Below are 18,920 nucleotides of genomic sequence, written 5' to 3'. Positions count from 1 at the left end.
GCCTCACCGTCCCGGAGCTGATGAGAGCTGCGCTGTCCACGCCAGCGCGGCGGCGCGAGCCAGCCGCACGCAGACGCGTTCGTCGTCCTTGGCCGGCCCGGCGGCCCGGATGTGATGGGCGTGGAGCAGCGAATCCAGGACAAGGTCGGGATGCAATTCCTCGGTGTTGCGCAGTTGGTCCCGGTAGCGGGCAAGTGCTCGGTCGCGTTCGGACCAGGCGGCCAGGACGGTGTCGCCGCCGGGGACCGCGCGCAGTGCTGCCCAATCGCCTCTCGGGTCCGCCAAGCGGACCGCCTCGCGGAGTACCGACCGTTCTAGGGGCCGGCTGGCATCGATCTTCCCGTGCCGGATCAGCCAGTCCATGCCACCCTGCGCGCTGCCGGTGAAGCCGACCGCGATGGAGACAAGGTTCGCCGCGGTCAGCGCCTGCGGAGATGGCCCGGCCAGCTGTGCGAACTGCACGGCGAGTGCACGGGAGTCTGCGGCGAAGACCTCCTCGGCCGCCTCCATCACCGTTCCACGGCCCCAGCGGCCGGTCTCGGGGTAGGAGGTGGCGAACTGCACCTCGTTGACAAGCCCTTCGCGGCGCAGCAGCGCGGCCCATTCTGAGACGCGACCGGCAGCAAGCCCGAACTGCGCGGGGTCATCGAGCGCGATGCGCAGCCGTAGATGTGGGAGCGGGTCCTGATAGCGCAGGAACCACCATCTGGGCGGGGACGGCCAGCGAGCAAGCAGGTCAGGCAGGTAGCCGCTGAGAACTTCCGGGTGCCGTTCGATGCTGCTGTAGAGCTTGGCCAGCAGCATCCGCGACGCTCCCGGTAGTTGGCCGTGGTCACGGTGCTGCGGCTGGGCGGCCGGGACTCGCGGTGTCTTCGCAGATGGCCTTGTTCCGACCGCGGTCAGGGGCGCGACGATCTCGTGGGCGTGGCCGCCGAACCAGCCGTTCCCGGTGGCCGCTTCGCTCAGAACGGCGACGCCGATCGAGTCGAGGTGCGCGCGCAGCACCGCCAAGTGCGCGGTTTGCGATAGGTCCAGAGGTAGAGATCGGTCCCCATCGGTGAGGGTGACGGCATCCGGTACGCGGCGGCGGTCTTGCCAGTGACGCACGCTGTCCCACCACTGGTTCCACGGCGCATGGCGGTCGGGTAGGTCCGAACGCTGCAGGCGCCAGCGAGCCGGTGAGAGGACCGTGCGGCCGATCCGAAGCCGCGGCACGAACGGCATCCGTCCGGCTGGCCCCCAGGAGAAATTGGATACGACCGCAGACTGGGACCTGGCGATCTCCGCGAGGAACCGCACCAGCGGGGGAGTGCGCGCCCGCAGGTCGAGCGCGTGCAGTGCCACCGGCTCCAGGCGCTGCCTGCGTGACAGCGAGAACAGGAAGAGGCGGCGCCGGTCGCAGCCGACCAAGAGGTCGTCCACCCCGATCACCGCGGAACCTGCGGAACGGTGCTCCGCGAGACTGATCGTGGTGGCCAGGAGCTCCGGCGCCCTAGCCACATGAGCGTCGCCCGAGTCGAGCGGGGGGAAGGACAACTGAACCGCCATCGTCCGCGATTCGCTCACCGGCAGCCGATCGAGTACGGCAGCGGCATCGGCCCGTTCGTCGGAGCTCAGCAGACCGATGAACCGGCCGGTTGCCGTGCCGATGCCACGAGACGGCCCCACGACCATGAGCTGGAATTGCCCGGGAGCCAGCGCCTCCGGCGAGGCCGCCTGGAGGTGGAAACGTAGCTCAAGATGCGGCGGCACCAGGACCTCATCGCTGTCCCCGATCTCCAGCTCGCTGATCAGGCTCTCGCCCAGCACGATCTCCTGACGGCCGTCCAGAGCCGCCGCCTGAGCCAAGGCGAGCAGCCGCATCTGCCTGGCGGTCACCGGCTCGCGCGGTTCAGGGGCGCCATCCAGGTAGCCGGCGGGGAAGCCCAGGCCGACATCGGGATCGATCAGATCCCGGAGCGGCACGAGCGATCCGATGCCGTACCGCTCGAAGAAGCGGTTGTGGTAGCTCCGCCAGCTGGACGAGCCGGCCGGGAACTCGGTCAAGCGTGCCAACACCGACGCGGCAGCTTCAGCCTCTCGGGCAACCTGGAACGGCAAACTCAGCGAACAATCGACTCGCATGTCCACTGCGGGGCCCGAGCCCGCGTCCGTTCCCAGACGCGCCATGCGCTCCGCGAGGACGAGCCGAGCCTTCCTGCGCTCTGCTGGAACCGTCAGCTGGCCGTACTCGACAAGACCCGCCTGGACCTCGCGCAGCTGATCAACGAGGTCTGCGACCTGCTCCGTGTCGCTGGCCCTAACCTTCTCCAACTGCTTCACGACATGCTCGAAGGCATGCACCGTGGTGGAAGGAGCGTGCAGGCTGCTGATGAGAGCGCCCTGCTCCACCAGCCGGGTGATCAGCTCCTCGATCTTGGGATGCGGTACGGCCGGGAATGCGGCGGCGACCGCGGTAACGACCGCGTCGAACGGGACGGGAGTACGAGCCGTCTCCATCGCGATCCGTACAGGGCTGGTGTACCGCAGTGACACCTCTGCCGGGGAGCGTTGACCTGCTCGCCGTCCGGGCGGGTAAGGCACGACCAGGCGGCCGCCCCGCACGAAGGCCAAAGAGTTGGCCATCACCGGCAACCGCCGCAACAGTTCTGGGATGCCTTCGAGCTGGGCAATGACCTCACTGATCCAACGCGCGTCGGCGCGCGCGACGACCCGATGATCTTTACCCCACTCGACCGTCGGCTGAGCACTGAAGCCGGCCGGGGCGATCCCCGCGAACAGGCCGAAGGGCGTCGCTCTGCCCGACAGCCGGAGCACGTAACGTACGACCGACAGCACCGCGCGCCGCACCCGTCGGGCGTCCGGAGGCGAGGCCGAGCACACCGCTGCCGCGCCAGCGCCGGACTGGCCTGCTCGATGGCTTCGGCGATCTCGTCCAGCGTCCAGATCTCCTGGAGCCATGCACGCCAGTCGGCGACGTGTTCCGCTGAGTTGCCGGTGAGGTCCGGCCATTCCGGCAACTCCAAGGTGGAGTGGGGAGTGGCACGGACCATCGCCGTATCGCCGCACCGGTACGGGCGCCTGCCGTCTCTTGATGCCATCGTCTTGCCTCCGGGGGAGCGTTCTGCCGGGCTTCGGCCCATGCCCCGAACGACCTTCCGGGGCATGGGCCGAAGCTGGGCGTTCGACGTCAGAGCGCGGTCAGACGACGTTGGTCGCGCACGGGCTGGCGCAGGTACTGCCACACCCGTCGTCGGTGAGCACGATGAGGTCGGCTGATGCGTCGCCGGACTCCAGGACACTGATGTCCAGGTCGAACTCGTCGGCTTCCAAGGGCTCTCGCATGGTCATCGACCCTCCACACCCTTCCGGAGCCCCACGGCTCCTCACTGTCGGCCCAGCGGCCATGGGAAGGACATTCGCCGACAGCTCTCGCAGGCGCCAGGAAGTTCACACACCTTCACACCCGCGGGCCGTCCGGCAGGGTTGACCGTCGCCCGGGGCGGCGGTCAGGGTCAGGAGGACCAGAGGAAGCGCACGTCAGCTGGGAGCCCATTCATGCCCGAACCAGCCGAAAAGCCCAACAAACCGCACTCCGGCGACGTCGACTTCGTCGGGATCGACGACGACTCGCCCGCCAACAAATGCCCGGCGGTCCTCGTGGTCCCCGGCACCGGCGACGTACTTCAAGTCGGCCGCAGGGTCACCGATCCCGCTACCCTCGCCCAACTGGGCCGGCACACGTCGATCGCTGACGACGAAGTCGCGATCTGGACGCCGGCGAACCTCAAGCCGAGCCTCCTCGAAGCCCTCAGCGGCAGCCACGAGCCGGACAGGGACGGCCCCGGCGAACCGTCCTTCGAGGAACTACTCGCCGGAACCGAACGCTCCGTCGTCCACCTCGAAGCCCGCGACACCTACGACACGGCGGACCCGGCCTTCCAGAAATGGCTGGAGGACGGCGACACCACCTACCAATGGGACGGCTGGATCGACCTGGTCGGCGGCGCTGTCGCCCGCGGTGTCCGGTTCCGCCGACTGCGGATCGTATCCGAGCCGGTCAGCGACTACATCCGCTGGGAACACGCCATCAGCTACGGCAACCTCAAAGCCGGAGAGGAGCTGCGCTGGCTGCCTCGCCACCTGGCCTACGACCTGCCGCACTCCGTCGCTGACTTCTTCATGTACGACCAGCGCCTCATCGCCTACAACTTCACCGCAGGCGACGGCACCGACACGGGCCGGATGGAGTACGTGGCCGACCCACGCAAGGTCCTGCCCATCGTCGGCATGTTCGAGATGCTGTGGGAACGCGGCATCCCGCACGACGACTACACCCCATCCTGATCTTCCAGCCGGGCGAGCGCGGCGCGGACCCGCCCCGTCGCCGCCTCGCCTGTTTCCGCGAGCGCCCACAGCCGCTTCCACATGGACACGTAGAGCGCGACTTCCGCCGGCTGCGTCACCGACAGGTAGCCCGACACGAGTTCAACGGTCACCAGGTGGCCGTCGGTGATGTCGAACGCCTCCTCCGGATGAACGCCTTGCCGGTAGGTGCTGACCGGGATGATTCCCAGGAACACGTTCGGCCGCCGCCGCACCTCCAGGAGGTGCCGTAGCTGATCGCGATGCACGCCGGTCGGATACGGCCGGTACCACAGCACCGGCTCCTCCAGCAGGAAGTACCAGCGGGCATCCGGCCGGCTGAGAAGACTCTGCCGATCCATCCGCTCGGCCACCGCCAGCTCGACCTCGCCGTCCGGATCCGGTGTTTGCACCGCCTGCTCCACGATCACCCCGGTCAGCGCCGCGCGGGTGTAGGCCGGGGTTTGCAGCATGCCGGGAAACACCTTCGGCTGGTACGACCGGGCCAGTACCAGTTCCTCGTACTGCTGCCGGATCGATCTCTGCGCTGCCGATAGTCCTCCGCGGTTCAGCTGCTCGTACGGGACCCACATCCCCGCCACCGCCGCCTGCTCGGCGAGGAGTTCCTCGGTTCGGCGCTCGGACGCTCCACAGATCGAGCACCACAACCGCACATGCTCCGCCGAGATCGTCCGGCGGCCCATCTCGATCATCGAGACTTGGGACGCGGACTTCCACCCTGCCGATGCTGCGAAGGCCCGGCCGGAGATGCCTCCGGCCTGGCGGAGAGCCCGGAGTTGTCCTCCCAGGCGCTCGCGCGCCGCTTGAGCTGACGACGATGGAGAGGGCGGCATAGTGGCCCATCATGCCCCGCTCTGATCCGCTGGGCGCGGATCGTTCACCAGGGTTCACACTCATTCGTGAGCCGGCCTCATGGCAGTAAGGAACGCTTGCCCGGGACTTCAGAGGTGAGAGGTAACAGGCGGCGTTCTACTGGGAGACGGAGACGTTCTTGGCGAGGGCGCGGTTGATGGTGGAGTCGCGGTCGCGGTAGGCGGGGATGGGCTGGTAGCCGGCGTGCGCGTAGAGCGAGAGGGCTTCGGTGTTGCGAGAACCTGTTTCCAGAACGAATCGAACGGCGCCGTTGGCCTGACCTGCTCGCTCCAGCGCGGCGAGGATGAGTCGCCCTAGCCCGTGCCCGCGGAAGTCTGGGGCGACGTACATCTTCTTGATTTCCGCTACTCCCGGTTCGTAGGTACGGATTCCGCCGCAGGCGCATGCGAGGCCGTTGACGTAGGCGATGAGGAAAAGGCCGGCCGGGGGCGCGAAATCGTCGACCGCGTCGACGGGGGCGTCGGCGGCACCATAACGAGCCAGCTGTTCCAGGTACAGCTCGTGGGTGAGTCGGCGGGCGTCGGGATGGTCGTAGGAGCGTGGTCGGACGACGTGCGGGGTGCTGTGGTTGCAGGGGGAGGGGCCGTGCGCCATGTCTCCATGGTCACGCAGTATTGAGTGCGTCATTCAACTCGGGGAGCAGGTCGGCGACGTAGGGGTTGCGGGCACGACGCGCGAAAGTTCTGAGCAGGCGCCTGACCAGTACCTGGCAGCGGACCGACTGGACGCCCGCCAGGCGCTCGGTGACTTTACGGGTGGCGGCGACGGCCGCTTCGAGGTCGTGCTGGTGCAGGTGCGCCTGAACGAGGTAGCAGCCGTGCAGGAGAGCCGAACGTTGGTACTCGGTGCGCAGCCCCGTGGATGTCAGCGGGGTGAGGAGGTCGACGGACTCGCTGAGTAGCTTGCCGGACTCGGCGGGCCGATGGCGAGCCAGGTCGACGAGTGCCTGACCGGCTTCGGCGTCCAGCTGCTCGGTGTTGAGGTAGTAGAGGAACGGTGGGGCGTCGTCCGGGCGGTGGTCGTCGAGGTGCCGCCGAGCCTGTTCGGCTGCGTCCCGGAACGCGTGGATGTCGCCTGCGGCGGCGTGCGCGGTGGCCAGGCGTCCGGCGAGACGTGCTCGCGTTGCGGACGAGGTGGCGCGTCCGAGCCGGGTGGCCGCTTCGGCCAGGCGGACGGCATCGGCTGGGCGGCCGGTGTGAGCGCACTGGTAGGCGAGCATGCCGAGCGTGTTGGTGGTGCTTTCGGTGGCAGTAGTGCGTAGTTCGAGTCTTCGTGATTCGGCGGCGGCTCGGGCGGCGCGGATGGCCAGCAGGAGGTAGCGCTGTCCAATGCCGTGGTTGCCGGCGTCCCAGTGCATCCAGCCGGAGAGCTGGGCGAGATCGGCCGTGGCCAGCAAGAGCCGCTCGTGCACGTCGGCCTCGCAGGCCGCGTTGCGCAGCAGGTCCAGGACGGTGTGCAGCTCATTGTGGACGTAGCGGAGATTAAGCGCGCCGCCGCCTGCGCGGTCGTCGAGCAGGCGCAGTTCCGCGATATGCCGAGTGATCAGGGTCATCAACGCGGGCCGCACCCGATCGCCGCCCACCGTCCCGGCCGCCGTCTTGCCTGGGGAGTGATGAATCCCGTCGAGTGCTGGGGTGACGAGGTCGGGGCCGTTGACCGTGGCCATGCCGTCCGGGTGTTCACGCGCGAGCTCGGAGATCTGCGCGATGACGTCATCGGCGTTCCACGTCGCTGACAGGCCGTTGGCCGCAGTCTTCGGTGAGTTGGCTACCGTGGCTGCTTTGTCCGGCCACAGGACGTGCGCGGTGATCGCATGCCCGAATGCCGCGGACAGGACTTCGGCGACGATCTGGGGATAGGGCGCATAGGGGCAGAAACCCTTGCTGATCCAGTGGTACGGCGTCGTCGGGTGGATCCGCTCGGCCGATCTACCGCGGACTTCAAGCCAGGAGTTGATCGCACGGGCGAGTTCGCGGGGCGTCCACTTGAGTCGAGCAAGGTGTTCGCCCAGGAGCGATTTTGTCGCGTTCACGTGGTCTCCATGCCGCTGGAAGCTGCTGGCACCGTAACTCGCAAGCTGGCGACACGGGCGTGAACGGCAGCTCCAGCGCTACCTTCACGACGTTCACGCAGCCTTCGAGGAGCATCACGGCCTTCACGTCTTGCTGGCCTGGGCACTGTGGGAAGCGTCGATCAGAGTGATGAGAGCCGTCACAGTGAGTGACTACATGATGGCGACTTGCAAGACTTCCCTCTGGACTCGGCTTAAGGTGATTCGCCCATGGATGCCTCCCGCTCGATGCGTCAGCTCGCCGTCCGCGTTCCTGCGCGATTCGTTAGAGGACGCCAGAACAGCGACGAGGGAAACCGCCGGGCACGGACGCTCCTGATCGCTGAAGCGTTCACGGTGCCGGCTGATCCGTCACAGGCGACGGTCGTACGCAAGCGGCTTCGGGTGGCCTTGGGGCCAGATCACAGGTGCGCCGACAGCGCGGAACTGGTGGCGAGCGAACTCTTCGCGAATGCCGTCATTCACGGTTGTGCTCCGGGCGATCTCGTACGACTGACGATCAGACGGCTCCCGCGGTCTCGCGTCGTCATCACCGTTGTCGACACCGGCCGGGGACCGGGTACGGCTCCCCACCTCAGGCTCGCCGGTACCGGTGGCACTAACGGCCGTGGCCTGTTCATCGTGGCTTCCGTCGCCTCCCGCTGGTCGGTACGGCGGGCGGGTGCGGGTTACCGGGTGCGGGCGTTCCTTGCTCCGGGAGACGCCGGATCGGCAACCTTCACTGGTCTGGTGCTCCTGGACGACTTCCCTGAGTGAGGGAACCGGAGTAAGACCATCCAAGGCCGGGGGTGCCTGGCGGTTGTGCGCGGCGTGGCGTGGCTCCCTGGCCGGCTACTCCGTTCGTGGGCACCGCCGACCGCCGCTGTAAGTGGCGACCCGCCTGCATCCTCTATGTCGCGGCACGTACTGCACCTCGACGCGAGGCTGCCCCTGTGGGTCAGAGCTCCTCGAAGAAGTCCTCGTCGACGCGCTTGAGGACGTAGCGCTGCTGGTCCTGTACGCCGATGTTGTGCTGGACCATGAGGCGGGCGAGGGCGGGGCCGTCGATGAGGACGACGCGGGCGTTGACCCGTTCGGCGTATTCGGTGGCGTCGGCGGTGAAGGTGCTGGTCGTGACGAAGATTCCGCGGTCGGCCTGGGCTCCGTGCAGGGCGCCGACGAAGGCCTGGATCTCCGGACGTCCGATGGTGCGGTGGGTGGCGAAGCGTTTGGCCTGGACGTAGATCTCGTCCAGGCCGAGGGGGTCTTGGCGGATCACACCGTCCACGCCACCGTCTCCGGGGCCGCCGAGGTGGCGGATCGAGCCGGTCGGTCCTCCGTACCCCATGGCGGCCAGGACGCGCAGAACCAGGCGTTCAAGGAAGACGAAGTCGGCTTGCTGGACGCGCTCCAGGATCTCGGCCGCGACGACCTCGTTGGCCTCGTCGATCGCGCTGGAGATCTTCTCCTGGGGTGTGCTTTGGTCTTCGACTCCGGGGGAGGTCGGTGTCGAACGGGCGGGGCGGGTGCGGCTCTTGAACGCTCGAAACTCCTCGAACTGGTCCAGCACTTCGTTGTCGACTCGTTCCGGATTCGCCTTGAGCACCTCGACACCGCGGTCGGTGATCTGGACGACGCCGCGGCGGGGGCGCTGGAGCAGACCTGCCTGGTACAGGTAGGTGATGGCCCAGTGGACCCGGTTGTCGAACCGAGGGGTTCCGCTGTTAATGCGTTCCTGACGGTCCTCCTCGCTGATCCCGAGCTTGGGGGCGAGGCGGTCGCGTACGTCCTGGAGTCTCAACTCCTGGCCGTCTGCCAGGAGTTCGAGAACTGGTGCCATGAGCGTTTGGTAGTCCGGAATTGGCACGATATCCCCCGTCTACGTCGGTCAGGTGCTGAGGCTCTTGCCAGGAGCGAATCTGAGAGGCATCACGCTACCCGGCGGTGCCTTCGTCAAGGCGGGGATCAAGACAGACCGACAGGCGATCCTGGCGCGAGCACGAGCCTTCGTGCGTCGCTCTGGCTGTACCTCATTGGAGGTGGGTGATGAGGAGATCGGCGAGGTTGCTCTAGGCCTCGCAGTGGGTGAAGCCGTTGCCCTTGTCAGGGTGGACGTCGTAGCGGATTTCAGTGCCGCGTTCGCGTAGGCGGTGGACGTTCTGGTCGGACTCGGTCTGGGAATGCGGGGGGCGTGGGCGCCCTGGATGGCAAAGAGCGGCGCGGTGATGTTGTCGGCAACGTGGAGGCCGTGTCGGGCGGGAGCAGCTGTGCGCGCCTCTGACGGGCACGGGCCGCTTCGGCGGCCCATGGGCCATGACAAGTGCTGGTGAAACGGCCGTCAGTACGGCCATTGGCGCTGTTGGTGTCTGGCGAGCGAACATCGAGCAGCGCGGGCGGGCAAAACGGCCCATAAACACCTATGGGCATTCGCGACATAATCGCGAATGCCCAGGTCAGAGCGGGTGCGCCGTCAGGGACTTGAACCCCGAACCCGCGGATTAAGAGTCCGCTGCTCTGCCAATTGAGCTAACGGCGCTTGTCGGTCTGGGGGCCGGCGGGGCCTCCCTGGCGACATGTAGAAGGTTAGCAGGAGGTCGGGAGCAGTGCGAATCGGTTAATCCTTGGCGGGGAGGGCGCTCATCAGGCCGCGCCAGAGGGCGATGGCGGTGGCGCGGGAGCTGACGCCCAGCTTGGCGTAGATGCGGTTGACGTGGTTCTTGACGGTCTTCTCGCTGAGGAAGAGCTGGCGGGCGATCTCGCCGTTGGAGCGGCCGGTGGCGATGAGGTCCATGACCTCGGCCTCGCGGGCGGAGAGGCCGTGGGAGACGCGGCTGGCGTCGCGGACGTTGCGGAGGAGGTCGATGCCCGTGAGGGACGGCGGGAGGGTGCCGCAGGCGCCGTCGGGGGGCGGGGTGTCGGTGGTGGTGAGGATGAAGACGCGGGCGATGGCCGTGAGGGCGGGGGTGAGGGAGGCGGTGGGGGGTGTGAGGAGGGCGATGTCGGGGTGGAGGCGCTCCGCGAGGGGGATCGCGTCGTGGCCGTCGGATTCGGCGACGATCTGGAGCTGGGGTTCGGCGGTCAGGCGCGTGATGACGGCGGCGCGGGCGTGGGGATCGGTGTCCACCACGAGGACGCGCAGGGGGGCCGTTTCGTCGACACTCATCCCGTCTCCGGTGGGGTGTCATTGTCGGTTGTAGGGTTCGGAGCATAACGGCCCGATCATCCGGAGCCAATGAGGCGACCGGCGAGTTCGTCGGCGTAGAAGTCGAAGAAGGCGTCCGGGGAGGTGCCGGCGTTCATCAGCGTGAGGTGGTCGAAGCCCGCGTCGATGTACGGGCGGACGGCCTCCACGTGCCGGTCGGGGTCGGGGCCGCAGGGGAAGTTCCGCCGGATGTCGTCCTCGGTGATCAGCGCGGTGGCGGCCTCGAAGTTGATCGGGTTGGGGAGTTCGGCCTGGACCTTCCAGCCGGTCAGGCCGAAGCGCATGAGGTTGTGGGCGGACGCGGCGCCGGACCGCTCGTCCTCGGCGTACGCGAGGGGGATCTCGCAGTAGCGGGGCCCTGAGCCGTTGTGGTTCTCGAAGGTCTGGACGACCTCGCGGCTCGGTTCGGTGGCGAAGAGGCCGTCCTGGGTGGCGGCGATCTCGGCGGAACGGTCGCCCGAGGCGGCGACGATGATGGGCGGGAGCTCGTCGGGGAGGTCGAAGACGCGGGCGTCCTCCAGGTCGAGGTGCTTGCCCTCGTACGAGTGGTAGCCGCCGGACCACAGGAGGCGGATGATCTCCAGGGCCTCGCGGAGCATCTCGTGGCGGACGGTGACCGAGGGCCAGCCACCGCCGACGACGTGCTCGTTGAGGCGCTCGCCGGAGCCGACGCCGAGGGTGAAGCGGCCGTCGGACAGGATCGCGGTGGTGGCGGCGGCCTGGGCGATGATCGCCGGGTGGTAGCGGATGAACGGGCAGGTCACGCCCGTGGCGAGGCGGAGCGTGGTGGTCTGGGCGGCGATGGCGGCCAGCATGGACCAGACGAAGCCGCTGTGGCCGTGGCTGTAGAGCCAGGGGTGGTAGTGGTCGCTGATCTCCACGAAGTCGAAGCCGGCCTCTTCGGCCTTCCGGGCCTGGCGGACGATCTCCTTGGGGTCGTACGCCTCGGCGAAGAGCTTGTAGCCGATCTTCATGGGGCCGCCTTCCGGTGCGCTGTTGATCACGCTCCGTTATGCCCGCGGGGGCCACCGGAAACATCCGGGGGCCCCGCGGACGTCAGGCGATACGCCGGAGACCGAGCCGCCGTAGGTGGCCGTCCGCTTCCGCTCTCGCCGTCGGGGCCGCTCACCTGGCGATGGGCAACTCCCGTGCTCGCTGGCGCGCCCTCTGCACGCAGCGCCGTGAGTCGAGCATGGAAGGCGTTGTGCCGGTTCTGGTCTAGGTTCAGCGACAGGTCCAGTTCTGTCATCAGGGCTGACTCGACTGTCCACGGCTCGGGGTGCTCGATCCAGCAGACCTGAGCGTGTTCATGCATCCACTCTGTAAGAGTGGCCTCTCCAGGGGCGGCCCAGTCGTTGGTGACCGATCCACCTTTAAGGGAGCGTTCTCGCCCAAGAGTCCTCTGCATATACTTGAGAGGCGCGAAACAAAGAAGCCGCACAGAAGGCCGGTCGCCCGTACCGCGGACGACCGGCCTTCTGCCATTCCTTGGTGTCCCGTCCTGAAACTCACACCGGCCCTGACAGGCCAGCCCCATGACGCGGCGATCACGGTTGATCGACCGCCGGTGAACGGCGCCGGTCATCGGTGATTTCGACGCTCGAAGGCCGGCGTTTCAGATCATGGGACGGCGGGCTAGCACTTTTTGACCTGCTGCGCCTTCTGGAAAGTCGCGTTGGTGAAGGCCGTGTAGGGCAGGAATTGCTTGTGGCCCTTCTTCTTGCCCCCGACACCGAAGCAGCCGTCCGAACCGCGGTTGATGGTGATCTTTATATACTTCTTGGTCTTGCACCTGTTGCTCCAGTACACCGTTTCTTTGTGATCGGGGTCGGTGTCATAGGAGTAACCGAAGCATCCGGTCGTACCCCTCTTCCATTCGGCATTCGCGGGAACGGCGAGCGCTCCCATCCCCACGGTCACCACGGCGGTCGCGATGGCGACCTTGATCGGGAGTTTCATGTACGTCCCTTCATGAATCATTGCAGGGTCCGGCCGCATCCGGCCTGGTAACGGCACATGACCCAAGCCGCCGTGAAAGGCGAATACGACGTCGGGTCCTCCTGGAGGCAGGGTCGGGCCGGAGCCCGCCGGGCGGCTGATCGAGGCACGGCAAGTTATAGCGCCTGTGATCGAGGTTGATCAATAGCCCCAAAACCCGCCCGGCGGGTGAAGCCCGATCAAATCGGTGGATGTAGGACGAAACCAGGCGGTGCGGGCCGACGCGCTCCGGGGCCGTGGACAGCATCTTCCAAATTTTTGTCGGCCCATCCGCCTGCGAAACGCCGACAACGCCGCACAGTCACACGCGAGGCCCCGTTCAGCACGCTCAAGGAAGTGAGCCGCGTGTCGATCTCCCCTGCCCGCGCGACGAATGGACAAGCCTTGCCCCGCCATTGCGGAGGAGCATGACCCAATGCGTCACCTGCGGTACGCCGCGCTGCCTGACCTGCGACCCGTACGTCTCGGACGACTGCGATGGGACAATGGTGGAACCCGCCTCATGACCGAGGTCACCGTGCTCAAGAGAGCACCCACTCAATGCTGTGGGTTACGCGCCGAGAAAGCGGAACGAGGGCTGGGTGCATGAGGAAGTCGTGGTGGGAGATGTTCCAGGCGTAGGCGCCGGACATGGAGAAGGCCACCAGGTCGCCCACGGTGATGCGGGTGATCCCGGTGACGGTGCGTTCGGGGCTGATCTCCAGGGCTCCATGCGGACGATCGACTCGCCGCCGTTCCTGGACGTGCTGCCGGCCCACCAGATGGGAGGGCGGAAGGCTCGTTCCTGTACCTGCCGGGGGACCGAAGAACCGTGGTGCTCGGGAGGGCGCCACGTCTTCCTCAGCCCGTCAGGGGCGCACTTCCGGCGGTCCGACTACAGCGAGCGGGTCTTCCGGCCCGCCGGCGGCTGGTATCCCAAGCGGAGCGGCAAGCACGGCAAGCCGGCCATGCCGGTGCTGGTGGACATGGGGGCCCTGGCCGGGCACGCCCGTCCAGCCCTGGCCGCTCGCGCTGGGCTCGCGCCACGGTCCGGAGTCGCGATCCTGGACGAGCTGCTGGCGCCCCACAGGGGGCTCTGAAGGCAAGATCACTCCCAAATCGCTCCCAGAATCGGACATCCGGGGGCGGGAGCGCGTGGCGCAATGAGAAAGGGCCTGGCCACCGTCCCCGGTGACCAGGCCCTTTCTCGTTTCTACCTTGGGGTGAGTGAGGGGACTTGAACCCCCGACACCCAGGACCACAACCTGGTGCTCTGCCGACTGAGCTACACCCACCAAGGCCGGGACGCGATCCCGGCTCCAAGAAGTGTAGCGGTTTCCGGAGGGTGCTCGGTCACCCGTTTCCGGCGATCTCGGCGGCCAGGGCGCGGGCCGTCTCGGAGTCGGGGCCGGGCTGGGGGACGAAGAGGGCGGCGCGGTAGTAGCGCAGCTCCTGGATGCTCTCGGTGATGTCGGCCAGGGCGCGGTGGCCGCCCTTCTTCTCCGGGCTGGCGAAGTAGACCCGGGGGTACCAGCGGCGGGCGAGCTCCTTGATGCTGGAGACGTCCACCATGCGGTAGTGCAGGTGGGCGTCCAGGGCGGGCATGTCGCGGGCCAGGAACGAGCGGTCCGTGGCGATCGAGTTGCCGCACAGCGGCGCCTTCTTGGGGTCCTTGACGTGCTCGCGGACGTAGGCGAGCACGGTCTCCTCGGCCTCGGCCAGGGTGATCCCGCCGGCCAGCACCTCCAGCAGGCCCGACGTGGTGTGCATGTCGCGCACCACGTTCGACATCTGGGTGAGGGCCTCTTCCGGGGGTTTGATCACGATATCGACGCCCGCGTCCAGGATGTTCAGCTCGCTGTCGGTCACCAGCGCGGCTATCTCGATCAGCGCGTCGTTGCGCAGGTCGAGTCCCGTCATCTCGCAATCAATCCAGACCAGGCGCTCGTTCATGGGTTCACCCTACGACCAAGCGCGGCCCGGCGGGTCACCCAGGGACCTGGGCCAGCACGTGCGGCGGCACCGGGGTGCCGGGACGGAGGCGCGGGTCCGGTACGGGATCGCCGAACACCTGCCGTACGGGGAGCACGCCCGCCCAGAGGCTCATGGCGTAGTCCTCCTCGTCGTCGACCGGCGGGCCCTGCCGCACCTTGACGGACGCCTCCTCCAGGGAGAGGGCCAGGACGGCGGTGGCGGCCAGTTCCTTGCGGGTGGGCTGCCGCGCGGTGCTCCACTGGCCGGGGGCGAGGTTCTCGGTGATGGCCTCCAGTCCGGCGAGCTTCTCGCCGTCCTCGGTGACCGTGCGGGGAGTGCCGTAGATGACGGCGCTGCGGTAGTTCACCGAGTGGTGGAACACCGAACGGGCGAGGACGATGCCGTCCAGGTGCGTGACGGTGACGCACACCTCCTGGGAGGAGCCCGCCCGGAGGCTGCGCGCCCCGGTCGATCCGTGCAGGTAGAGGGTGTCGCCGAGGCGCCCGTAGCCGGTCGGGATGACCATCGGGGAGCCGTCCACGACCACGCCGAGGTGGCAGATGCGGCCGTCGTCCAGGATCTCGTAGAGCGCGGAACGGTCGGTGACGGCGCGCTTCTTGCCGCGCTGGAGGCTGGTGCGGGCGGTCGGGGACAGGGACGTGCTGTTCATGGGCATTACGCTAGAGAGCAAGTGGCCTGGTCTGTAGGGCCACTTGAAGTCGATAGCCGGAGACCACTTTGCGTGCCTCGTTCGATCTGCCCCTGACGGTCACCAGGTCGGGCGGCGAGCCGATGAACGAGCAGCTCGCGAGCCAGCTCCGCGCCGCGATGCGCGAGGGGCGGCTGGTCGCGGGGGAGCGGCTCCCTGCCAGCAGGACGCTGGCCGCGTCCCTTGGGGTGAGCCGCACGGTCGTGACCGAAGCGTACGAGCAGCTCTACGCGGAGGGCTGGCTGGAGGGCAGGCACGGCTCGGGCACGTACGTGACCGACATCGCCACCGATGTCCCGCCCGTTCCGGAGGCGGGCGGGAGCGCCGCCGCGGCACCGGACGGGGACGCGCCGGAGGCGATCGACCTGCGTCCCGGCGTCCCGTTCATCGGCCGCCTGGACACGCCCGCGTGGCGCCGCGCCTGGCGGCTGGCGGCGACCGTCGCCCCGGCGATGCGGCCGGATCCGCGCGGGCTGCCGGGGCTGCGCGCGGAGCTGGCCGACTACGTGCGGCGCAGCCGCGGCGTGGCGTGCCCGCCGGACCGGCTCCTGGTCACGCGCGGCGCCACGAACGGGCTGGACCTGCTCGCCGCGGCCGTGCTGCGGCCGGGCGACCGGGTCGGTGTCGAGGAGCCGGGGTACGGCAAGGCCCGCAACGTCCTGGCGGCGCGCGGCATGGAGCTGGTGCCGTGCCCCGTCGACGAGCACGGGCTCATCGTGGACGCGCTCCCCGGTGACCTGCGCCTGGTCTACACGACGCCGTCCCACCAGTACCCGCTCGGCGGCGTGCTGCCCGTGCCGCGGCGGCAGGCGCTGCTGGCGTGGGCGCGGCGGGCGGGCGCGCTGATCGCGGAGGACGACTACGACGGGGAGTTCCGGTACGACGTGGCCCCGCTCCCGGCCCTGTACGGCCTGGACCCCGGCGTCGTCGTCTACCTGGGCACCGCGGCGAAGATCCTCACCGCGGACGTGGGCGTCGGCTGGCTGGTGGCCCGGCCCGACGTGGTGGAGGCGGTGGCGGCGCGCCGGGCCGATCTCAGCGACCGTACGGCCGTCGTCCCGCAGGAGGCCCTGCGGGTGCTGCTGGCGCGCGGCGACCTCGACCGGTACGTGCGGCGGATGCGCGGCGAGTACGCCCGGCGCCGCGCCACCGTCGCCGGGGCGCTCGCCGGGCTGCCCCTGCGCGGCGACACCGCCGGGCTGCACCTCGTGGTCGAGACGCCGCCCGGGCACGCCGCCCGCGCCGTGCGGGAGGCCGCGCGGCGAGGCGTGCTGCTGGACACCCTGGAACGGCACCACGCCGGCCCGCCGCGCGTCTCCGGTCTCGTGATCGGCTACGGGGCGGCCCCGAGCCTGAGCGCCCTCAGGACCGCAAGCTCGCTGGTTCGGGAACTGGTCGGACCGGCGTAGGCGGGGACGCGGGAGGCGCGGGGGGCGCGGCCGGGCGGCCGTTCCCGGTGCGGCACGCGTCCGGATCGGCGGGGCGCGGCAGCGGTACCGCCAGCCGCGCGCCGCCGTTGCCGCCCGCGCCCGCCGCCGCGGCCGCCGGTTCCATGGCCGGCGGCTGGAGCGTGCGCGGCGCGTCCAGCGGCGTCTCCCGCGGGACGTCCGCCCCGGGGCCGGCCCCGGTCTCCTGGGCGGGGATGGGGCGCTGCCTCGGGACGGCGGTGACCGGGGTGTCGGGCCCGGTGATCCGCCGGATGTCGATGCCGCCGGGGTCGAACCGGAGCGGCCCGGGCACCTGGGAGGCGCCGAAGTGCCCGCCGCGGGCCCAGTCGCGGCGCGCGCGGCTCGCGGCGTAGGACTGCGGCGGCGGCAGCGGCGGGCCGGCCGGCCAGCGCCGGCCGACGCCCCAGGCGTCCAGCCACGCCATGATCACCTCCAGCCCGCTGAGCAGGGTGCCGGTGAACGGGTCGAGGGCGTACCCCACGACCATCACCTGCACGCACGCGCGTCCCTCGTGCCGGGCGGGGCCTTCAAGCAGGCCGCCGGCCCGGGTGATCGGGATCATCTGGACGATCTCGCCGGAGCACGGGTTCCAGACCAGATGGGCCGGAGTTCCCTCCCGGACGAGATCGGCGGCCACGGAACGGGCCGAGAAGATGCGCGGGTCGGACTCGCTGCTGAACCAGACGACGCGGGGAGCCCCCCCTCGCAACGCTCCACCGTCCCGTCCTACCGGCATGCGGCCGACTCCCGGCAGCCATGCGTCTGCCACGGTGTGTCCCCCCCAATCGGGCGGTCTGGCCCCGAATGGTGTTAGTTCCTCGTTCGTAGCCCAGCCGAACCGATAAGTCCAGCCTGCCGCCGAGGGCTGCGGTGGCGGGCCCGGTGGTTCCGACCGGCGGACCTCATTCTGATCTACGGTCGCCGGGAATGCGTACCCTCCGAGCATGCCGAATCACCCTGCCGACACCCGAATGCCCCTTCCAGGACCGGTCGCCTTGACCCGGTGCGGAGTGTCTTTCCGCAGGTAGCGTGAGGCGGCGGCGGGCCGCGTCGCCCGGTGGTCAAACGGCCAGTTGTGGCCGAGTTGTTACGCTCCGCCAGCGCCCGGACCGGGATGCGGGGCAAGCGGGGGGTGGGGTTCACGCGGCCCACCGAGCCGCGTTCTAATAGTGGGTCATGACCGTTGACGCTGAACTTCCGGCCGGGGTCCCCGGCATCGACGTCCCCCGCCTGGCGGACTGGCTGGCCCGCGCGCTGCCCGGTTCCGGCCGGATCACCGCGATCGACGTGATCTCGGGCGGCCGCTCCAACCTCACGTACGGGATCACGCTCGACGGCGGCCGGCGCATCGTGCTGCGCCGCCCGCCGCTCGGCCACGTGCTGCCCACGGCGCACGACATGGGCCGCGAGTACCGGGTGCTGTCGGCGCTGGGCAAGGGCGGCGACGTCCCGGTGCCCACGACGCTGGCCTTCTGCGACGACGAGGAGGTCATCGGGGCGCGCTTCTACCTGATGGACTTCGTCGACGGGCGGGTGCTCCGCACCACCGAGGACGCCGCCGGGCTCACCGCCGAGCAGGCGCGCGGCCTCAGCGAGGCGCTGGCGCGGGCACTGGCCGCCATCCACCTGACCGACGTCGAGGCGGCCGGGCTGGGCGACTTCGGCCGCCCGGCCGGCTACATGGAGCGCCAGCTCAGGCGGTGGGGCAAGCAGTGGGACAGCTCCCGGGAGGCGATCCTCGCCACCGGCGCCGAGCGCGACCTGCCCGAGTACGACCGGCTCGCGGCCCGGCTGGGCGAGCGGCTCCCCGCGGACGGCCCGGCCCGGCTCGTGCACGGCGACTTCCGGCTCGACAACGCGCTCGCCCGGATCGAGCCGGAACCCGAGATCGCGGCCGTCGTCGACTGGGAGATGTCCACCCTCGGCGACCCGCTGTCGGACCTCGGGCTCACCCTCGTCTACTGGGCCGAGGCCACCGACGGCGACAAGCTGCCGGTCGGCGCGACGATCACCGCGGCGCCCGGCTTCCACAGCCGCCGCGAGTTCGCCGAGCGGTACGCCGAGCTGACCGGGTTCGACCTGGCCGACCTCGACTTCTACGTGGCGTTCGCCTGCTTCAAGCTCGCGGTGATCCTTGAGGGCATCCACGCCCGCTTCCTGCAGAAGGCCACCGTCGGCGAGGGCTTCGAGAGCGTCGGCGCCGGCGTCCCGGTGCTGCTGGAACGCGCGCACCGCACGCTCGACGCCGGTTCCGTCTGGTAGGGCGGGCCCGCTCGTCCCGTTCCGGTGCCCGGGGAGGCG

18 protein-coding genes and 2 tRNA genes are annotated in these 18,920 nt (G+C 69.3%); 5 read left to right on the top strand and 15 right to left on the bottom strand.

Annotation, left to right across the window (positions count from 1 at the left end; translation table 11 throughout):
- Positions 1-3: 3 nt before the first annotated feature.
- Positions 4-2,961: a lantibiotic dehydratase gene (locus tag ACA361_RS13630; protein ID WP_375012284.1), complete on the bottom strand. Its 2,958-nt coding sequence runs from the start codon at positions 2,959-2,961 to the stop codon at positions 4-6.
- A gap of 240 nt (positions 2,962-3,201) precedes the next feature.
- Complete coding sequence (locus ACA361_RS13625; RefSeq protein ID WP_375012283.1) at positions 3,202-3,351, bottom strand: FxLD family lanthipeptide; 150 nt, start codon at positions 3,349-3,351, stop codon at positions 3,202-3,204.
- A 207-nt stretch (positions 3,352-3,558) separates the two neighbouring features.
- Between ACA361_RS13625 and ACA361_RS13620 the strand changes: the two genes are divergently transcribed.
- Positions 3,559-4,347, top strand: a complete 789-nt coding sequence (locus tag ACA361_RS13620) for a DUF6879 family protein (RefSeq protein WP_375012281.1) — start codon at positions 3,559-3,561, stop codon at positions 4,345-4,347.
- Here ACA361_RS13620 and ACA361_RS13615 read toward each other — a convergent pair.
- From ACA361_RS13615 to ACA361_RS13605, 3 genes are all read right to left on the bottom strand, one after another.
- Positions 4,332-5,219, bottom strand: coding sequence for a helix-turn-helix domain-containing protein (locus ACA361_RS13615; RefSeq protein ID WP_375012280.1), 888 nt, complete (start codon positions 5,217-5,219; stop codon positions 4,332-4,334). The two genes, ACA361_RS13620 and ACA361_RS13615, sit on opposite strands and share 16 nt — an antisense overlap.
- Before the next feature lie 136 nt (positions 5,220-5,355).
- Positions 5,356-5,853 carry a GNAT family N-acetyltransferase gene (locus ACA361_RS13610; protein WP_375012279.1) on the bottom strand — a complete coding sequence of 166 codons (498 nt, stop codon included), beginning with the start codon at positions 5,851-5,853 and terminating at the stop codon, positions 5,356-5,358.
- Positions 5,854-5,863: 10 nt separating this feature from the next.
- A complete protein-coding gene (locus ACA361_RS13605; protein WP_375012278.1) occupies positions 5,864-7,291 on the bottom strand; it encodes a hypothetical protein in 1,428 nt (475 codons plus the stop codon).
- A 249-nt stretch (positions 7,292-7,540) separates the two neighbouring features.
- On the opposite strand from ACA361_RS13605, the gene ACA361_RS13600 reads away from it, so the two are divergent.
- On the top strand, positions 7,541-8,086 hold the full coding sequence (locus ACA361_RS13600; protein ID WP_375012277.1) for an ATP-binding protein: 546 nt from the start codon (positions 7,541-7,543) through the stop codon (positions 8,084-8,086).
- A 181-nt stretch (positions 8,087-8,267) separates the two neighbouring features.
- Here ACA361_RS13600 and ACA361_RS13595 read toward each other — a convergent pair whose 3' ends face one another.
- The 6 genes from ACA361_RS13595 to ACA361_RS13570 all read right to left on the bottom strand — a co-directional run bounded on the left by ACA361_RS13595 (position 8,268) and on the right by ACA361_RS13570 (position 12,470).
- On the bottom strand, positions 8,268-9,149 hold the full coding sequence (locus tag ACA361_RS13595; protein WP_375012276.1) for a restriction endonuclease: 882 nt from the start codon (positions 9,147-9,149) through the stop codon (positions 8,268-8,270).
- 623 nt (positions 9,150-9,772) lie between these two features.
- Positions 9,773-9,845, bottom strand: a tRNA-Lys gene (locus tag ACA361_RS13590).
- Between the two features lie 78 nt (positions 9,846-9,923).
- Positions 9,924-10,472 carry a response regulator transcription factor gene (locus ACA361_RS13585; RefSeq protein ID WP_375012275.1) on the bottom strand — a complete coding sequence of 183 codons (549 nt, stop codon included), beginning with the start codon at positions 10,470-10,472 and terminating at the stop codon, positions 9,924-9,926.
- 56 nt (positions 10,473-10,528) lie between these two features.
- Entirely contained in the window at positions 10,529-11,485 is a 957-nt protein-coding gene (locus tag ACA361_RS13580) for a TIGR03557 family F420-dependent LLM class oxidoreductase (protein ID WP_375012274.1), read from the bottom strand.
- A gap of 26 nt (positions 11,486-11,511) precedes the next feature.
- On the bottom strand, positions 11,512-11,919 hold the full coding sequence (locus tag ACA361_RS13575) for a GIY-YIG nuclease family protein (protein ID WP_375012273.1): 408 nt from the start codon (positions 11,917-11,919) through the stop codon (positions 11,512-11,514).
- A 227-nt stretch (positions 11,920-12,146) separates the two neighbouring features.
- Positions 12,147-12,470, bottom strand: coding sequence for a hypothetical protein (locus ACA361_RS13570; RefSeq protein ID WP_375012272.1), 324 nt, complete (start codon positions 12,468-12,470; stop codon positions 12,147-12,149).
- Between the two features lie 749 nt (positions 12,471-13,219).
- Between ACA361_RS13570 and ACA361_RS13565 the strand changes: the two genes are divergently transcribed.
- Complete coding sequence (locus ACA361_RS13565) at positions 13,220-13,588, top strand: hypothetical protein (protein ID WP_375012271.1); 369 nt, start codon at positions 13,220-13,222, stop codon at positions 13,586-13,588.
- A 119-nt stretch (positions 13,589-13,707) separates the two neighbouring features.
- Here the strand turns inward: ACA361_RS13565 and ACA361_RS13560 are convergent.
- The 3 genes from ACA361_RS13560 to ACA361_RS13550 all read right to left on the bottom strand — a co-directional run bounded on the left by ACA361_RS13560 (position 13,708) and on the right by ACA361_RS13550 (position 15,132).
- Positions 13,708-13,783, bottom strand: a tRNA-His gene (locus ACA361_RS13560).
- A 58-nt stretch (positions 13,784-13,841) separates the two neighbouring features.
- Complete coding sequence (gene orn / locus ACA361_RS13555; RefSeq protein WP_375012270.1) at positions 13,842-14,441, bottom strand: oligoribonuclease; 600 nt, start codon at positions 14,439-14,441, stop codon at positions 13,842-13,844.
- 34 nt (positions 14,442-14,475) lie between these two features.
- Complete coding sequence (locus ACA361_RS13550) at positions 14,476-15,132, bottom strand: pyridoxamine 5'-phosphate oxidase family protein (RefSeq protein ID WP_375012269.1); 657 nt, start codon at positions 15,130-15,132, stop codon at positions 14,476-14,478.
- A 68-nt stretch (positions 15,133-15,200) separates the two neighbouring features.
- On the opposite strand from ACA361_RS13550, the gene ACA361_RS13545 reads away from it, so the two are divergent.
- Positions 15,201-16,580 (top strand): PLP-dependent aminotransferase family protein, encoded by a 1,380-nt coding sequence (locus tag ACA361_RS13545; RefSeq protein ID WP_375012268.1) that lies wholly within the window; start codon positions 15,201-15,203, stop codon positions 16,578-16,580.
- Here the strand turns inward: ACA361_RS13545 and ACA361_RS13540 are convergent.
- The gene (locus ACA361_RS13540) at positions 16,534-17,328 is read right to left on the bottom strand and encodes a hypothetical protein (RefSeq protein ID WP_375012267.1); all 795 of its coding nucleotides are present in this window, start codon (positions 17,326-17,328) and stop codon (positions 16,534-16,536) included. The two genes, ACA361_RS13545 and ACA361_RS13540, sit on opposite strands and share 47 nt — an antisense overlap.
- A gap of 467 nt (positions 17,329-17,795) precedes the next feature.
- On the opposite strand from ACA361_RS13540, the gene ACA361_RS13535 reads away from it, so the two are divergent.
- A complete protein-coding gene (locus ACA361_RS13535) occupies positions 17,796-18,881 on the top strand; it encodes a phosphotransferase family protein (protein ID WP_375012266.1) in 1,086 nt (361 codons plus the stop codon).
- Positions 18,882-18,920 lie beyond the last annotated feature (39 nt).

The organism is Actinomadura sp. 21ATH, from assembly GCF_041951345.1.
Classification (GTDB): domain Bacteria; phylum Actinomycetota; class Actinomycetes; order Streptosporangiales; family Streptosporangiaceae; genus Spirillospora.
The sequence above is the reverse complement of the archived record's forward strand: the minus strand, read 5'-3'. Positions and strand labels throughout refer to the sequence as shown.

What these genes read in the sequence shown, in the direction of transcription:
- ACA361_RS13575 (WP_375012273.1), bottom strand. Translation starts at nt 11,919, where the DNA reads ATGCAGAGGACTCTTGGGCGAGAACGCTCCCTTAAAGGTGGATCGGTC.
- ACA361_RS13595 (WP_375012276.1), bottom strand. Translation starts at nt 9,149, where the DNA reads ATGGCACCAGTTCTCGAACTCCTGGCAGACGGCCAGGAGTTGAGACTC.
- ACA361_RS13630 (WP_375012284.1), bottom strand. Translation starts at nt 2,961, where the DNA reads ATGGCTCCAGGAGATCTGGACGCTGGACGAGATCGCCGAAGCCATCGA.
- orn (WP_375012270.1), bottom strand. Translation starts at nt 14,441, where the DNA reads ATGAACGAGCGCCTGGTCTGGATTGATTGCGAGATGACGGGACTCGAC.
- ACA361_RS13570 (WP_375012272.1), bottom strand. Translation starts at nt 12,470, where the DNA reads ATGAAACTCCCGATCAAGGTCGCCATCGCGACCGCCGTGGTGACCGTG.
- ACA361_RS13565 (WP_375012271.1), top strand. Translation starts at nt 13,220, where the DNA reads ATGCGGACGATCGACTCGCCGCCGTTCCTGGACGTGCTGCCGGCCCAC.
- ACA361_RS13535 (WP_375012266.1), top strand. Translation starts at nt 17,796, where the DNA reads ATGACCGTTGACGCTGAACTTCCGGCCGGGGTCCCCGGCATCGACGTC.
- ACA361_RS13580 (WP_375012274.1), bottom strand. Translation starts at nt 11,485, where the DNA reads ATGAAGATCGGCTACAAGCTCTTCGCCGAGGCGTACGACCCCAAGGAG.
- ACA361_RS13585 (WP_375012275.1), bottom strand. Translation starts at nt 10,472, where the DNA reads ATGAGTGTCGACGAAACGGCCCCCCTGCGCGTCCTCGTGGTGGACACC.
- ACA361_RS13610 (WP_375012279.1), bottom strand. Translation starts at nt 5,853, where the DNA reads ATGGCGCACGGCCCCTCCCCCTGCAACCACAGCACCCCGCACGTCGTC.
- ACA361_RS13615 (WP_375012280.1), bottom strand. Translation starts at nt 5,219, where the DNA reads ATGCCGCCCTCTCCATCGTCGTCAGCTCAAGCGGCGCGCGAGCGCCTG.
- ACA361_RS13620 (WP_375012281.1), top strand. Translation starts at nt 3,559, where the DNA reads ATGCCCGAACCAGCCGAAAAGCCCAACAAACCGCACTCCGGCGACGTC.
- ACA361_RS13550 (WP_375012269.1), bottom strand. Translation starts at nt 15,132, where the DNA reads ATGAACAGCACGTCCCTGTCCCCGACCGCCCGCACCAGCCTCCAGCGC.
- ACA361_RS13625 (WP_375012283.1), bottom strand. Translation starts at nt 3,351, where the DNA reads ATGACCATGCGAGAGCCCTTGGAAGCCGACGAGTTCGACCTGGACATC.
- ACA361_RS13600 (WP_375012277.1), top strand. Translation starts at nt 7,541, where the DNA reads ATGGATGCCTCCCGCTCGATGCGTCAGCTCGCCGTCCGCGTTCCTGCG.